Annotated in this window: 13 protein-coding genes; 10 read left to right on the forward strand and 3 right to left on the reverse strand. The window is 65.7% G+C overall.

Going from position 1 to position 14542, the window contains the following annotated elements; translation table 11 throughout:
* Positions 1–48 precede the first annotated feature (48 nt).
* From BW994_RS16205 to BW994_RS16230, 6 genes are all read left to right on the forward strand, one after another.
* Positions 49–879 carry a phytanoyl-CoA dioxygenase family protein gene (locus tag BW994_RS16205; RefSeq protein ID WP_245594196.1) on the forward strand — a complete coding sequence of 277 codons (831 nt, stop codon included), beginning with the start codon at positions 49–51 and terminating at the stop codon, positions 877–879.
* Between the two features lie 4 nt (positions 880–883).
* Positions 884–2245: an NAD(P)H-dependent oxidoreductase gene (locus BW994_RS16210; RefSeq protein WP_029313256.1), complete on the forward strand. Its 1362-nt coding sequence runs from the start codon at positions 884–886 to the stop codon at positions 2243–2245.
* A gap of 83 nt (positions 2246–2328) precedes the next feature.
* Complete coding sequence (gene secG, locus BW994_RS16215) at positions 2329–2739, forward strand: preprotein translocase subunit SecG (RefSeq protein ID WP_029313257.1); 411 nt, start codon at positions 2329–2331, stop codon at positions 2737–2739.
* Positions 2740–2806: 67 nt separating this feature from the next.
* Positions 2807–4438: a CTP synthase gene (locus BW994_RS16220; RefSeq protein WP_029313258.1), complete on the forward strand. Its 1632-nt coding sequence runs from the start codon at positions 2807–2809 to the stop codon at positions 4436–4438.
* Positions 4439–4600: 162 nt separating this feature from the next.
* Positions 4601–5416: a 3-deoxy-8-phosphooctulonate synthase gene (gene kdsA, locus BW994_RS16225; RefSeq protein ID WP_029313259.1), complete on the forward strand. Its 816-nt coding sequence runs from the start codon at positions 4601–4603 to the stop codon at positions 5414–5416.
* 112 nt (positions 5417–5528) lie between these two features.
* Positions 5529–5924 (forward strand): OmpA family protein, encoded by a 396-nt coding sequence (locus tag BW994_RS16230; protein ID WP_162176819.1) that lies wholly within the window; start codon positions 5529–5531, stop codon positions 5922–5924.
* Between the two features lie 58 nt (positions 5925–5982).
* Here the strand turns inward: BW994_RS16230 and BW994_RS16235 are convergent, their stop codons facing one another.
* On the reverse strand, positions 5983–6969 hold the full coding sequence (locus tag BW994_RS16235) for a LysR family transcriptional regulator (protein WP_245801592.1): 987 nt from the start codon (positions 6967–6969) through the stop codon (positions 5983–5985).
* A 14-nt stretch (positions 6970–6983) separates the two neighbouring features.
* Here BW994_RS16235 and BW994_RS16240 point away from each other — a divergent pair, with 14 nt between their 5' ends.
* Positions 6984–7745, forward strand: a complete 762-nt coding sequence (locus BW994_RS16240; RefSeq protein WP_051657560.1) for a hypothetical protein — start codon at positions 6984–6986, stop codon at positions 7743–7745.
* 12 nt (positions 7746–7757) lie between these two features.
* Here BW994_RS16240 and BW994_RS16245 read toward each other — a convergent pair whose 3' ends face one another.
* Entirely contained in the window at positions 7758–8129 is a 372-nt protein-coding gene (locus tag BW994_RS16245) for a hypothetical protein (protein ID WP_029313263.1), read from the reverse strand.
* 75 nt (positions 8130–8204) lie between these two features.
* Positions 8205–9392 (reverse strand): pyridoxal-phosphate-dependent aminotransferase family protein, encoded by a 1188-nt coding sequence (locus BW994_RS16250; RefSeq protein ID WP_029313264.1) that lies wholly within the window; start codon positions 9390–9392, stop codon positions 8205–8207.
* Between the two features lie 138 nt (positions 9393–9530).
* Between BW994_RS16250 and BW994_RS16255 the strand changes: the two genes are divergently transcribed.
* The 3 genes from BW994_RS16255 (at position 9531) to BW994_RS16265 (ending at position 14536) form a co-directional block, all read left to right on the forward strand.
* Positions 9531–10271: a GntR family transcriptional regulator gene (locus tag BW994_RS16255; RefSeq protein WP_029313265.1), complete on the forward strand. Its 741-nt coding sequence runs from the start codon at positions 9531–9533 to the stop codon at positions 10269–10271.
* Positions 10272–10404: 133 nt separating this feature from the next.
* On the forward strand, positions 10405–13332 hold the full coding sequence (locus BW994_RS20470) for an FAD-binding and (Fe-S)-binding domain-containing protein (protein ID WP_029313266.1): 2928 nt from the start codon (positions 10405–10407) through the stop codon (positions 13330–13332).
* 103 nt (positions 13333–13435) lie between these two features.
* Complete coding sequence (locus BW994_RS16265; protein WP_083703307.1) at positions 13436–14536, forward strand: IS1595 family transposase; 1101 nt, start codon at positions 13436–13438, stop codon at positions 14534–14536.
* Positions 14537–14542 lie beyond the last annotated feature (6 nt).

Raw genomic sequence — 14542 nt, forward strand, 5'->3', positions numbered from 1 at the left:
CTGGCAAGCTGGCATTGGCGATCTGGCGCGACCTCGTTCGATCAAGATATGTTCGATCAAACCATGGAGGACACGGCGATGCACCTGACCGATCAGCAGATCGAGGACTTCCATCGCGAGGGCTGGTTGTTCCTGCCCGAATTGTTCACCCCTGCCGAAGTCGAGGTTCTGAAACGCGAATCCCAGGCGATCTACGACCAGGAGCGGCCGGAAGTCTGGCGGGAAACCAATGGCGCGCCCCGCACCGCCTTCGCCGCCCACACCTATAACGAGGCGTTTCGCGTCCTCGGCGCGCACCCGCGGCTGATCCGCCCGGTCGAACAGATCTTCGGCGAGCGGGTCTACATGCATCAATATAAAATCAACGCCAAGGCCGCCTTCACCGGCGAGGTCTGGCAGTGGCACCAGGACTACGGCACCTGGAAGCGCGACGACGGCATGCCCGCGCCCAAGGCGATGAATATTTCAGTGTTTCTGGACGAGGTGATGCCGATCAACGGGCCGCTCCTGCTCGTGCCGAAGAGCCACGAAGCCGGCGACCTCGAGGCGCGGCACGATGTCGAGACCACCTCGTACCCGCTCTGGACGCTGGATGATGCCACCGTCACCCGCCTGGTTGCCGCCGGTGGCATTGTGGCCCCGACCGGCAAGCCCGGCGGCGTGCTGATGTTCCACGGCAATCTGGTGCATGGTTCGGCCGGCAACATCACGCCATTTCCGCGCCGCATCGTGTATCTGACGCTGAATGCGGTTTCCAATGCGATCAGAACGCCGACCCGGCCTTCGTTCATCGCGCACCGCGACTTCACGCCGATCGACCCGGTCGGGGACGATGCCCTGGCCCAGATGGCGCAGACCTACCGCGTGGCAGCGGAATAGCCGGATGAACCTGCACCGCCTGCTCGCCGCCCGCGCCGATGCCGGGCGGCCGGTTCGCGTCACCTTGATCGGGGCCGGCAAATTCGGCGCGATGTTTCTCGCCCAGGTGCCCCATACCAGGGGTCTCGAGGTCGCCTGCATCGCCGATCTCGCGCCGGATCGCGCACGGCGCACCTGTGCCGGCGTCGGCTGGAGTGACGACCTGATCGCGGCCACGGTATTCACCGACGATGCACAGGCCGCGATCGCGCGGCCGGACATCGACCTGGTGATCGAGGCGACGGGCAGCCCGGCCCACGGCATTCTGCACGCGCGCGCCGCGATCCGCGCCGGCCGTGCGATCGTGATGGTCAATGTCGAGGCGGACGCGCTGGCCGGCCCGCTGCTGGCGGCCGAAGCGCGGGCCGCCGGCGTGGTCTATTCGCTCGCCTATGGCGACCAGCCGGCGCTGACAGCCGAACTGGTCGATTGGGCGCGCGCCTGCGGTTTTACCGTGGTTGCGGCCGGCAAGGGCACCAAATATCTGCCGCTCTATCATGGCGTGACACCGGACACGGTCTGGCAGCATTACGGCTTGCAGCCCGAGGCGGCGCGCGCGGCGGGAATGAACCCGCAGATGTTCAACTCCTTCCTCGATGGCACCAAATCCGCGATCGAGATGGCCGCGATCGCGAACGCAACCGGGCTCGACGTGCCCGATGACGGTCTCGCGTTTCCGCCCTGCGGCGTCGATGATCTGCCGCACGTTCTGCGCCCCCGCGCCGCGGGCGGCATGCTCGAGCGCGCCGGCATGGTCGAGGTGGTATCCTCCCTGGAGCGTGACGGCAGACCGGTGTTCCGCGACCTGCGGTGGGGCGTGTACGTCGTGCTCGAGGCGCCGAACGACTACGCCGCCGCCTGCTTTGCGCAATACGGGCTGAAGACCGACAGCACGGGGCGCTATGCCGCGATGTACAAGCCGTTTCATCTGATCGGGCTGGAATTGAACGTATCGGTCCTGTCCGCCGTGCTGCGCCATGAACCGACCGGCGCGCCGCACGCGTTTCGCGGCGATGTCACCGCCACGGCCAAGCGCGATCTGCGCGCCGGCGAGGTGCTGGACGGCGAAGGCGGCTACACCGTGTGGGGCCGGTTGATGCCGGCACAGGCGAGCCTGGCATGCGGCGCCCTGCCGATCGGCCTGGCGCACCACGCGCGGCTGCGGCGCGATATCCCGGCGGGCGAGACCGTGCTGTGGTCCGATGTCGATTTCACCCACGCCGATTCCATCATGCACGATGCCATCGCGACGCGCCGGGCGATGGAGGCGGGTCTGTTATCCGCTGCGGGGTCGTTTCGCCTGCCGGAACGCGCAGCGGTTGACTGATCGGCGTGACGGCACAAACCGCCGCACCGATTGCCACCACCGCCGCACCGGATTAGAACCCGCGCGATGTTCGGAAGGTTCTCATGATTACGGTTCTACTCGTGCTGCAAGCATTCGTCACTCTCGCGTTGATCGGCATTGTGCTGATCCAGCGCAGCGAGGGAGGCGGGCTGGGTCTCGGCTCCAGCCAGGGCATGGGCAATTTCATGACCGGCCGCGGCACCGCCAATCTGCTCACCCGCACCACCGCCGTTCTGGCCACCGCGTTCATGGCACTGAGCCTGATCCTCGCCCTGCTCTATAAAAACGGCGGCACCAGCAGCGGCGAGTCGATCCTGAACGGCCCGGTGCCCGCCACCAGCGCCCCGGCCAGCACCAAGGCACCCACAGCACCCCTCGCACCGCTGCCGCCGGTGCCGGGCGAATCCAACGCGACACCGGCACCAGCACCTGCCCCAGCGCCCACACCCGCCCCCGCACCCGCCAAAAACTGATGGCTGATCCGCGATGCCAACGGCGCGGGGTTTTACGCCGCGCCGCCCTCTGTTATGGGGACCGTCCATGACCCGGTATGTATTCATCACCGGCGGCGTGGTCTCCTCGCTCGGCAAGGGTATCGCTTCCGCTTCGCTCGGCGCGCTGTTGCAGGCGCGCGGCTACAAGGTCCGCCTCCGCAAGCTCGACCCCTATCTGAACGTCGATCCCGGCACCATGAGCCCGTACCAGCACGGCGAGGTCTTCGTCACCGACGATGGCGCCGAAACCGACCTCGACCTCGGCCATTACGAGCGCTTCACCGGCGTGCACGCCACCAAATCCGACAACGCGACCACCGGGCGCATCTATTCCGACGTCATCGCCCGCGAACGCCGCGGCGACTATCTCGGCGCCACCGTACAGGTGATTCCCCACATCACCGATGCGATCAAGCAGGTGGTGGTGAACGACACCGACGGCCTCGATTTCGTCTTGGTCGAAATCGGCGGCACCGTCGGCGACATCGAGGGTCTGCCCTTCCTCGAAGCGATCCGCCAACTCGGCAACGAGCTCGGCCCGGATGGCGCGATGTTCGTCCACCTCACCCTGGTGCCCTACATCCCCAGCGCCGGTGAGCTGAAAACCAAACCCACCCAGCATTCGGTCAAGGAACTGCTCAACGTCGGCATCCAGCCGCAAATGCTGATCTGCCGCTGCGACCGGCCGATCCCCGATGGCGAACGCCGCAAGATCGCCCTGTTCTGCAACGTCCGCCCCGAAGCGGTGGTCCCCGCCCTCGATGTCTCGACCATCTACGAAGTGCCGATCTCGTATCACCAGGCCGGCATGGACCGCGAAGTGCTGCGCCATTTCAACCTGCCCCACGATGTACCACCCGACCTCTCGCGCTGGCGCCGCATCGTCGAAACCGTCAACGCGCCGGAAGGCGAGGTGAAAATCGCGGTGGTCGGCAAATACACCAACCTGCTCGACAGTTATAAATCCCTGGCCGAAGCCCTCGCCCACGGCGGCATCGCCAACCGGATCAAGGTCAAGCTCGAATGGGTCGATTCCGAAGTGTTCGAACAGCCCGGCGCCGTCGCCCGGCTTGACGGCGTGCACGGCATCCTGGTCCCCGGCGGCTTCGGCGAACGCGGCACCGAAGGCAAGATCGAAGCGGTCCGCTTCGCCCGCGAACGCCGCGTCCCCTTCCTCGGCATCTGCTTCGGCATGCAGATGGCGGTGATCGAGGCCGCCCGCAACCTCGCCAACCTGCCGCTCGCCTCCTCCACCGAATTCGGCCCCTGCGAAACCCCGGTGGTCGGCCTGCTCACCGAATGGGCGCGCGGCAATGAAATCGAACGCCGCGCCGCCGAAGGCGATCTCGGCGGCACCATGCGCCTCGGCGCCTTCCCCGCCACCCTCGCGCCGAACAGCCTGGTCAGCACGGTCTACGACGGCGCGACCACGATCGAGGAACGCCACCGCCATCGCTACGAGGTCAACATCCACTACCGCGAAGCCCTCGAAGCCGCCGGCCTGCACTTCTCCGGCCTCTCCCCCGACGGCATCCTCCCCGAAATCGTCGAATACCCCGACCACCCCTGGTTCATCGGCGTGCAATACCACCCGGAACTGAAGTCCAAACCGTTCGATCCGCATCCGCTGTTCGCCGGGTTCATCGGGGCGGCGGTGCGGCAGGCCAGGCTGGTTTAGGAAAAGAAGGGTTCTTTTTTGTAAAAAAGAACCAAAAAACTTTTATTCGCTGGGTCTTGGGCGTTGGCTGCGCCACAGTCTCGGGCCCAGCGAGCGAAAATTTTTTGCTTCTTTTTTATAAAAAAGAAGGCCTACCCTACCCTTCCTTTCCCAAGGCACCCCATGAACGTCACCATCGGCGACCTGACCATCGGCAACCACCTGCCCTTCACCCTGATCTCCGGCCCCTGCCAGATCGAGTCCGCCGATCACGCCATGGGCGTCGCCGCCGAACTGGTCGCCATCACTCGCACACTCGGCATCGGCCTGATCTTCAAATCCAGCTACGACAAGGCCAACCGCACCTCACTCGGCAAAGGCCGCGGCGTCGGCATGGACCGTGGCCTCACCATTCTGGCCGACATCCGCGCCAAATTCGGCATTCCCGTGCTGACCGACGTGCACGACGCGCATCAATGCGCCCCGGTCGCCGAAGTGGTCGACGTGTTGCAAATCCCCGCCTTCCTCTGCCGCCAGACCGATCTGCTGCTCGCCGCCGGCCACACCGGCCGCGCCATCAACATCAAGAAAGGCCAGTTTCTGGCACCGTGGGACATGACCAACGTCGCCGCCAAAATCGCCAGCACCGGCAACGACCGCATCCTGCTGACCGAGCGCGGTGCCAGCTTCGGCTACAACACTTTGGTCAGCGACCTGCGCGCTTTGCCGATCATGGCGCGCACCGGCTACCCGGTGGTGTTCGATGCCACCCACTCGGTCCAGCAGCCCGGCGGCCAAGGCAGTTCATCGGGCGGCCAACGCGAGTTCGCCCCCATCCTCGCCCGCGCCGCCATCGCGGTCGGCTGCGCCGCCCTGTTCATCGAATGCCACCCCGACCCCGATCACGCCCCCAGCGACGGCCCGAACATGATCCCGCTCGATCAAATGCCCGCCCTGCTGGCACGATTGCAGCAGTTCGATCAGGTGGCGAAACAATAGGACTGCACCCCGCAGACCACTCTTCCCGACACCCTCATTAACCCGCTTGTCGCGAAAGCTGAGACCGGGCAGAAACGATGCCATACCGGGAATGAACCCGCAGGAGATTTTCATGCGCCGTTCGATCGTCTTGTCCGCCCTGCCGCTGCTGGCCCTGGCCGGCTGCGCCAACCTGCCCTTCATGCATCCAGACCGTAGCTACGTGATCTTCTTCCAGCCCAACTCCGCCGCCGTGCGCGCGCCCGGCCTGAGCGTGATCACCAAAGCCGCGAAAGTCGCCGCCGATTACCCGCTCAGCCCCGTTACAGTCTCCGGCGCCGCCGATACCGTCGGCAGCACACCCGATAACATCAAACTCTCCAACGCCCGGGCCTCCGCCGTCGCCACCCAACTCATCGCCGACGGCGTTCCCGCCACCCGGGTCTCCACCCAAGGCCTCGGCGCCGTCGGCAGCCCGCCCGCCAGCCAACAAGCCAGCCGCACCGCCACCATCACGATCGGCCATTGATGGCTCCGGGGGGAAAGCCCCCCGCCTTCCTTGCTCCCCGCCTTCCTTGTCCCCCGCCTCACATTGCCCCGGCGATCAGGTCGACCAGCCACTGAATTTCGGCGGACAGGTGCGAGCGTGCGTGCCACAGGATGTAGTATTGCATGGGCGGGAAGTCGATCGGCGATTCCAGCACGGCCAGGGGCATTGTGTGGGCGTGGTGGGTGGCGAAGCGTCGGGTGGTGGTGAACACGAGGTCGCTTTTCGCCAGCAGAGCCGGGGCGAGGCTGAAGTATGGCACCATCACGGCGACGTTGCGTTTGAGTCTAGCGCGGCTGAGGTGGGTATCGATCGGTCCGCGCTGCATCGCGGAATAGGGGGTCGGCGCGACGTGGGCGGCCGCGAGGTAATCGGCCTCGGTGACCGGCCGGCCCGCCAGTGGATGGGTCCGTGCGACCAGGCAGACGACGTCGTCGGTAAACAGGTCGCGCCGGTGCAACCGTGCCGGCGGATCGGGCCAATTGCCGATCACCAGGTCGAACTGCCCCTCTTCCAGTGCGGTCTCGAAATGCGAATCGGGCGACAGCGGGTGCAATTCGAGCGCGGCGTTCGGGGCCGCCCGGCGAAACCGTTCGACCAGCGTCGGCACGAACAGGATATTCAGATAATCCGGCGATCCCACACGGAACCGTCGCTGGCTCGATGCCGGGTCGAACCGTGTCTGCTGCATCGCGATCCGGCTGATCTCGTGCAGCGCGATCATGGTCGGTTCCAATAGCGCGGCGCCGCGTTCGGTCGGCACCATGCCGGATTTGCCGCGCACCAGCAGCGGATCACCGATGATATCGCGCAGCCGCTTCAGCGCGGCGCTGATCGCGGGCTGCGACTGGTTGAGCCGCACCGCCGTGCGTGTCACGCTGCCTTCCACCAGCAGAGTGTGCAGCACGCGCAGCAGGTAAATATCGATCGGATCACGATAGGCGGTCACCGCGCGGCACCCGGCAGCGTCGCCTGCCAAAAAATTGCCATCGGCGCGTCGTTGGTCATGATCGCCGACACCGTGCATCCAGGGAGATTGTCATGACCATGGTCAAATACCGCCTGTTCGAACCCCGCCTCGCGCCCAGGCGGACCAAGCTCATTGTGCCGGGCTGGGGCGGCATTGCGCAACCCCGCCAGGACGGCTCGCTGGAACAGGCATGGCACTGCATGCCCTTCGTCGAGGGCGCGCAATACGGCATCGAATTGTTCTACCCCTACGACACCGAATTGCGGGTGTCGCGCCGTGATGGCCGCGTCGCGCTCGACGGCGATTTCGGCGCCCCGCCCGACCCCGACCTGCAATGGCCGCCGTTCCGCTCCTTCGGCGATGGCTACTACACCTACCAGCTTCTGCTCGATCTGATGGTGGATGACGATATCGCCATCCGCACCGAGCCGCATCCGCGCTATTACACGAGTGCGGCGGACGATGTGCCGCTCGCCGTCCCCGCCCTGTTGCGCACCAGCTGGTGGCCGATGATTTCCTTCGTGGTGTTCAAGGCGCCACCCGCAGGTGTCACCCACGTCTTCCGCCCCGGCGAGCCGTTCATGCAGATGCTGTTCCTGCCGACCACGCCCGATTTCACCCTGGTCCCGATGACCGAGGACGAAGCCGCCGAACGTGAATTGCGCGGCCGGCGCATCCACGCCAGCCGCGACACGCTGGGTGCCGATTCCCGCTGGCTATCCGCGAGCGACACGGTGTTCGATGCCACCTATCGCCGTCTGCTGCGTGCCGCGATCGAAAAAACCCGCGCCGAAAAAGCCCTCATCGAAGAAACTGGCGGCGAGCCGGGCTGACCGCCGGCCGCGTCAGCCCCGGCCATACCCGTGATGATGGTGGTGATGATGGTGATATTGCGGGCGGTAATACCGGTGATGATGGTGATGGTGATAATACGGGCCCGGATACCCGTAATACGGCGGCGGCGGGGGCGGCGGTGGCCCGTACTGGAACTGCAGATAGGCCTGCGCCAGTTCGATGTGCGGTGCCGCATCATGCGCCGCATCCTCCGCCTTCAGCACCGCCGCGGCGTTCGGAATCGGCGCCAGCAGATCGGCATAGGACGAAATGCCCGCCGACCCATTGGCCCCGCCGGTATCCACCGCGGTGCTTGCCTGCGCCGAGCCCGCCACTGCCACACCGGCAATCGCGCCCAGCACACTCATCGTCAACTTGTCCATGATCGGTCTCCGCTCCAGTCAGACTGCCATAGGGCTGCCCGAGCGCGGCAATTTTATGGCCCGATCGGGTCAGCGCTATGGCACCGCAGGATCGGCATTGCGCCCGGCCAGATTTGCCATCGCCGCGGCCACCCCGCCCGGCCGATGCGGCACCCCGGCGGCGGCAAGCCCGAGTTCGACCCCGGTCAGCGCGCCGAGCAGCGTCAATTCGTTGCATTCGCCCAGATGCCCGATGCGAAACACCTTGCCCGCCACCCGGCTCAGCCCGGAGCCGAGCGACATGTTATAGCGCTCCAGCACAATCTTGCGGAACGCATCGGCATCGTGCCCGGCCGGCATGATCACGGCGGTCAGCACCGGCGAATACTCCGCCGGCTCCAGGCACAAAATCTCCAACCCCCAGGCGTTCACCGCGGCGCGGGTCGCGGCGGCCAGCCGCCGATGGCGGGTGAACACGCGCTCCAACCCTTCCTCCAGCAGCATGGCGATCGATTCCCGCAGCCCATACAACAGGCTGGTCGCCGGCGTGGAGGGAAAAAACCCGTTCGCGTTGGGTTTCAGCATCTCCTGCCAATCCCAGTACGAGCGCGGCATCGTATTGTGGCGCGAGGCTTCCAGCGCCTTGTCCGAAATCGCATTGAACCCCAGACCAGGCGGCAGCATCAGGCCCTTCTGCGAGCAGCTGACCGTCACGTCGACGCCCCATTCGTCATGCCGGTAATCCGCCGAGCCGAGCGATGAAATCGTATCGACCAGCAGCAGCGCGGGGTGGTCCGCCCGATCCATCGCGGCGCGGATATCCGCGATCCGGCTCAGCACCCCGGTCGAGGTTTCGTTGTGCACCACCATCACCGCCTTGATCGCGCGTGTGGCGTCCTCGGCCAGCTTCGCCTCGATCGCCGCGGGATCGACGCCATGCCGCCAATCCCCCCTGATGAAATCGACCTCGAGGCCGAACCGCGCCGCCATTTTCTGCCACAGCGTCGCGAAATGTCCCGTCTCGACCATCAGCACCTTGTCGCCCGGCGACAGCGTATTCACGATCGCGGCTTCCCACGCGCCGGTGCCCGACGACGGATAGATGATCACCGGGTTACCGGTCTGGAAAATCGCCTGACACCCTGCGAGCACATCCCGGCCGAGGCGCGCGAATTCCGGCCCCCGATGATCGATGATCTGCTTGTGCATCGCCTGCAGCACCCGCTCGGGCACCGGGCTCGGCCCGGGAATCTGCAGAAAATGATGACCTTGCGGCGTCGACATCGGTGGGCTCCTCATCCGGCTGGGATCAGCGATCGGTGTTACCGTCCATGATATCGCATTTAATTCGAGATAAAACAAGTTATTTATGAATTCATTTTACGATCGACGACATCCGCTCAATGGATTACCATCATCGAAATGAACAGCGCGACCGTCCAGCATCCGGCCCCACAAACCGAGCCAACACCCGTTGGAAATGGCGCCGCGCCGCAGGGCGGCAACTCCCTGCACGACGAAGTCCTGGTTCGCCTCCGCGACTATATCGTCGAGGGCAATCTGGAAGACGGTGCCCGCGTGCCGGAACGCCAGCTTTGCGACATGCTGGGCATTTCCCGCACGCCCTTGCGCGAGGCCCTCAAGGTCCTGGCCGCCGAAGGCCTGATCGACCTGCTGCCCAACCGCGGCGCCCGTATCCGCCGCCTGACCGCGCAGGACATCGCCGAACTGCTCGACGTGATGGGCGGCCTCGAAGCCCTCGCCGGCCGCCTCGCCTGCGAACGCATCAGCGATGACGAAGTCGCCGCCATCGAACACCTCCACCACCAGATGTACGGCTGCTACCTCCGGCGCGACCTGCACGGTTATTTCCAGTGCAACCAGGCCATCCACCACCACATCGTCGCAGCCGCCCGCAACGATACCCTCACAGCAAGCTACGCCGGCTTTGCCAACCGCATCCGCCGCATCCGCTACGCCGCCAACCTCGATCGCAAACGCGACCGCTGGAGCGAAGCCATGCGCGAACACGAAGCCATCCTCGATGCCCTGCACCGCCGCGCCGGCGCCGAGCTCAGCGACCTTCTGTTCCAGCATCTGCGCAATAAACAGCGTGCCGTGATCAGCCACCTGACCGATGGTCCCGCCCTCCAGCCCGACTAGACCGTGACCCAATCCCTATATTTTGCATTCATTTATCAATAAAAATTATCATGGATGATTGATCATTGGCGGCAATCATGCGATCGCTGCCCCACCCAACGCCAAATCCCGGCAGCCCGAGGAGCCATCCCGCATGACCGCCACGCGCACCCATGGGCTGGAAGGACGCCTCCGCACCGAAATCGACGGCGATGTCCTGTTCGACACGTTCAGCCGCGGCCGCTACGCCACCGATGCCTCGCATTACCAGATCACCCCGCTCGGCGTCGTCGTCCCCAAAACCACCGAAGCCGCCCTGCGCGCCCTCCACCTCGCCCGCGACGCCGGCATCCCCGTCACCCCGCGCGGCGGCGGCACCTCCCAATCCGGCCAGACCATCAATCGCGGCCTGATCATCGACGGTTCGAAACACCTCCGCCGCATTCTCTCGCTCGATGTCGCCAACCGGCGCTGCGTCGTCGAACCCGGCATCGTGCTCGACGACCTCAACCGCCAACTCCGCCCGCACGGCCTCTGGTTCCCGGTCGATGTCTCCACCGCCTCGCGCGCCACCATCGGCGGCATGGTCGGCAACAATTCCTGCGGCGGCCGCTCGCTGCGCTACGGCACCACGCGCGACAACGTCATCGCGATCGACGCCGTCCTGCCCGACGGCACCGCCATGCACTTCGGCGACATCGCCGCCGACCTCACCGACCTGAACGACCCCGCCCGCCGCAACCTCGCCGCAAACCTGATCGCGATCGGCGCGCGCGAGGCCGATGAAGTCGCCCGCCGCTTCCCCAAGGTCCAGCGCCGCGTCGGCGGCTACAATCTCGATGCGCTGAACCCCGCGCGAGGCCGCGTCAACCTCGCCCATATCCTGGTCGGCTCCGAAGGCACGCTCGCCTACAGCACCGCCATCGAACTCAAACTCGCCCCCTTGCTCGGCCGCCGCGCCCTCGGCGTCTGCCATTTCGGCGCCTTCCGCGCCGCGATGGACGCCGCCCAGCACCTCGTCACCCTCGCCCCGATCGCGATCGAACTGGTCGACGCCACCATGATCGAACGCGCCGGCGCCATCCCCATCTTCCGCCCCACGCTCGAACATATGGTCCGCGGCACCCCCGCCGCCCTGCTCCTGGTCGAATTCGCCGAATCCGATGCCGAAAACACCCGCCGCCTGCAACGCCTCACCACCATGATGGGCGATCTCGGCTTCGGCTTCGATCGTCCGGGCGCCCACTGGGGCGGCGTGGTCGAAGTGCTCGACCCCACCCTCCAAGCCGCCATCACCGACCTGCGCACCGCCGGCCTCAACATCATGATGTCCATGAAGGAGCAGCGCAAACCGATCTCCTTCGTCGAAGACTGCGCCGTCCCGCTCGAACACCTCGCCGACTACACCGACCGCCTGACCCAGCTGTTCGAACGCCACGGCACGCGCGGCACCTGGTACGCCCACGCCTCGGAAGGCTGCCTGCACGTCCGCCCGGTACTCAACCTCCGCCTCGAGCACGATGTCAAAGCCATGCGCGCCATCGCCGAAGCCGCCTTCGAACTGGTCCGCGCCTACAAGGGCTCGCACTCCGGCGAACATGGCGACGGCATCGTCCGCAGCGAATTCCACCAGGCCATGTTCGGCCCCCGCCTGGTCCGCGCCTTCGAGGCGGTCAAACACGAATTCGACCCCGCCGCCGCCTTCAACCCCGGCAAAATCGTCGACCCACCCCGCTTCGACGATCGCGCCCTGTTCCGCTACGCCCCCGAATACACCGATTCTACCCACACCCCGGTGCTCGACTGGTCAGCCTACCCCGGCGGCGCCGGCGGCCTGCAGGGCGCGGTGGAAATGTGCAACAACAACGGCGCCTGCCGCAAACTCCGGGGCGGCGCCATGTGCCCCTCCTACCGCGTCACGCACGATGAACAGCACGTCACCCGCGGCCGCGCCAACAGCCTCCGCCTCGCCCTGTCCGGCCAACTCGGCCCCGACGCCATGGCGTCGGACGCCATGGCCGAAACCATGAAACTCTGCGTCGGCTGCAAGGCCTGCAAACGCGAATGCCCCACCGGGGTCGACATGGCGCGCATGAAAATCGAAGTCCAGGCCGCCCGCCGCCGCACTCACGGCGCGTCCCGGCGCGACCGCCTGGTCGCCTACCTGCCGCACTACGCCCCCTGGCTCGCCCCGTTCGCACCCCTGCTCAACCTGCGCAACCGCATCCCCCTGCTTGCGAAAGCCGCCGAACGCCTCACCGGCCTCACCGCCGGCCGCCCCCTCCCATCCTGGCGCCGCCACCGCTTCACCGCCCCCGCCGCATCCGGCCCGGCCGGCGGCCCCGAACTCGTCCTCTGGGCCGATAGTTTCAACGCCGCCTTCGAGCCCGAAACCCTCACCGCCGCCCTCGTCGTCCTCACCGGCGCCGGCTACCGCGTCCATCGCGCGCAACCCGCCAACCCCGCCCGCCGCCCGCTCTGCTGCGGCCGCACCTTCCTCTCGGTCGGCGATGTCGATGCCGCCCGCGCGGAAATGACCCGCACACTCGCCGCCCTCCGCCCCTTCCTCGAGCGCGGCGTCCCCCTGGTCGGCCTCGAACCCTCCTGCCTGCTCACCTTCCGCGACGAACTGCCCGCCCTGCTGCCCAGCCCTCTGGCAGACCGCGCCGCCGCCAACGCCCTCCTGTTCGAGGAGTTCATCGCCCGCGAAGCCGGCGCCGGCCGCTTCAAGCCCCGCCTGAAACCCCTCGCCGCCAAAGCCCTGCTGCACGGCCACTGCCACCAGAAAGCCTTCGGCGCGATGGGCACCATCGAGGCCACCCTCCGCCTGATCCCCGGCCTCGCCGTCGAAACCATCGACTCCACCTGCTGCGGCATGGCCGGCGCCTTCGGCTATCAGACCGAAACCGTCGACATCTCCCGCGCCATGGCCGAACAGACCCTGCTGCCCGCCATCCGCGCCGCCGATCCCACCACCATCCTGGTGGCCGATGGCACATCCTGCCGCCACCAGATCAAGGACGGCAGCAACCGCGAAGCCGTGCACGTCGCGCAAGTGCTGGCAGCGGCAATGCAGGCATAAAAAAGACTTCTTTTCTGAAAAAAACAAGCAAAAAACTTGGCTCTTGTGGCGTTAGCTGTTGATATTGGCTACGAGGGTCTGGTTTGATGTGAGGAGACGATCCATGGACGTGGCAGATTTCGAATACTGGCTCGGGCGGATTGCGTCGCTGACCTTTCCTCAGCTGCGACGGACATGGCAGGCTCTGGCCCTTTTGGAGGCGTCGGACAGCCATGTTGATGAAGCTGACGTATCTCAGGATCTTATGACGGCGCGGATCGACCTGATGAGCGCTGGTGAACGGTCGGTTGCAATGATGTTGCCTGCCGCGCTGGCATCGAGCCCAATTGCAGGGGAAGCTGTGGCTAAACTCGGGCAGCGGCGCGTGGATAGCGTCGGCTGCCCCCATTGTGACGGCCGCGACGTTGTGCGTTGGGGTCAGTCTGCGGATTTGCCACGCTATCGCTGCAAGACCTGCCGACGCACATTCAACGCCCTGACGAAAACGCCGCTGGCTCGTCTGCGGCACAAGGAAAAATGGGCCACACAAGCTGGGGCCATGATCGACGGTGTCAGCACGGCGAAAGCGGCGAAACGGAGCGGCGTGCATTACACCACTGCCTTTAGGTGGCGACACAGGTTTCTTGAATCGCTGGCCAAAGACAAACCCCACGCCCTGGCGGGGATCGTCGAAGGCGACGAGACGTTTATCCTGGAGTCATTCAAGGGCAAGCGATCGGCGATGCCGCGTAAGGCCCGCAAGAGAGGCGGCAAGCCCACCAAGCGTGGGATCTCCGCTGAACAGATACCTGTGCTTGTCGCGCGTGACCGGCATGGCGCCACCACCGATGCCGTACTGCCAAAACTGAACCGCTTGTCGATCACAGCGGCACTGGACGGTATCGTAACTCCCGCCAACGAATTCTGTTGCGACGGTGGCACCGCGATTGTTGCCTTCGCGCGCAAGGCGGGCATTCCGACGCACATCCTGCCAATGCCAGGTAAGCCACAACCAAACGCGCCTGATTTTCACATCAACAATGTCAACGCTTATCATGGCCGGCTGAAGGAATGGCTCCGGCGCTTCCACGGCGTCGCCACCAAGAATCTCCCCAATTATCTTGGTTGGCGCAGAACGCTGGAAGCGCTGGGACAGAACGTCACACCCGACGCCTTGATCCTCGGTGCCATCGGTCTCGGACCATATCAACAGGCAACGCTATAAGAGCCA

Origin of the sequence: Acidiphilium rubrum, assembly GCF_900156265.1 — a bacterium.
Taxonomy (GTDB): Bacteria; Pseudomonadota; Alphaproteobacteria; order Acetobacterales; family Acetobacteraceae; genus Acidiphilium; species Acidiphilium rubrum.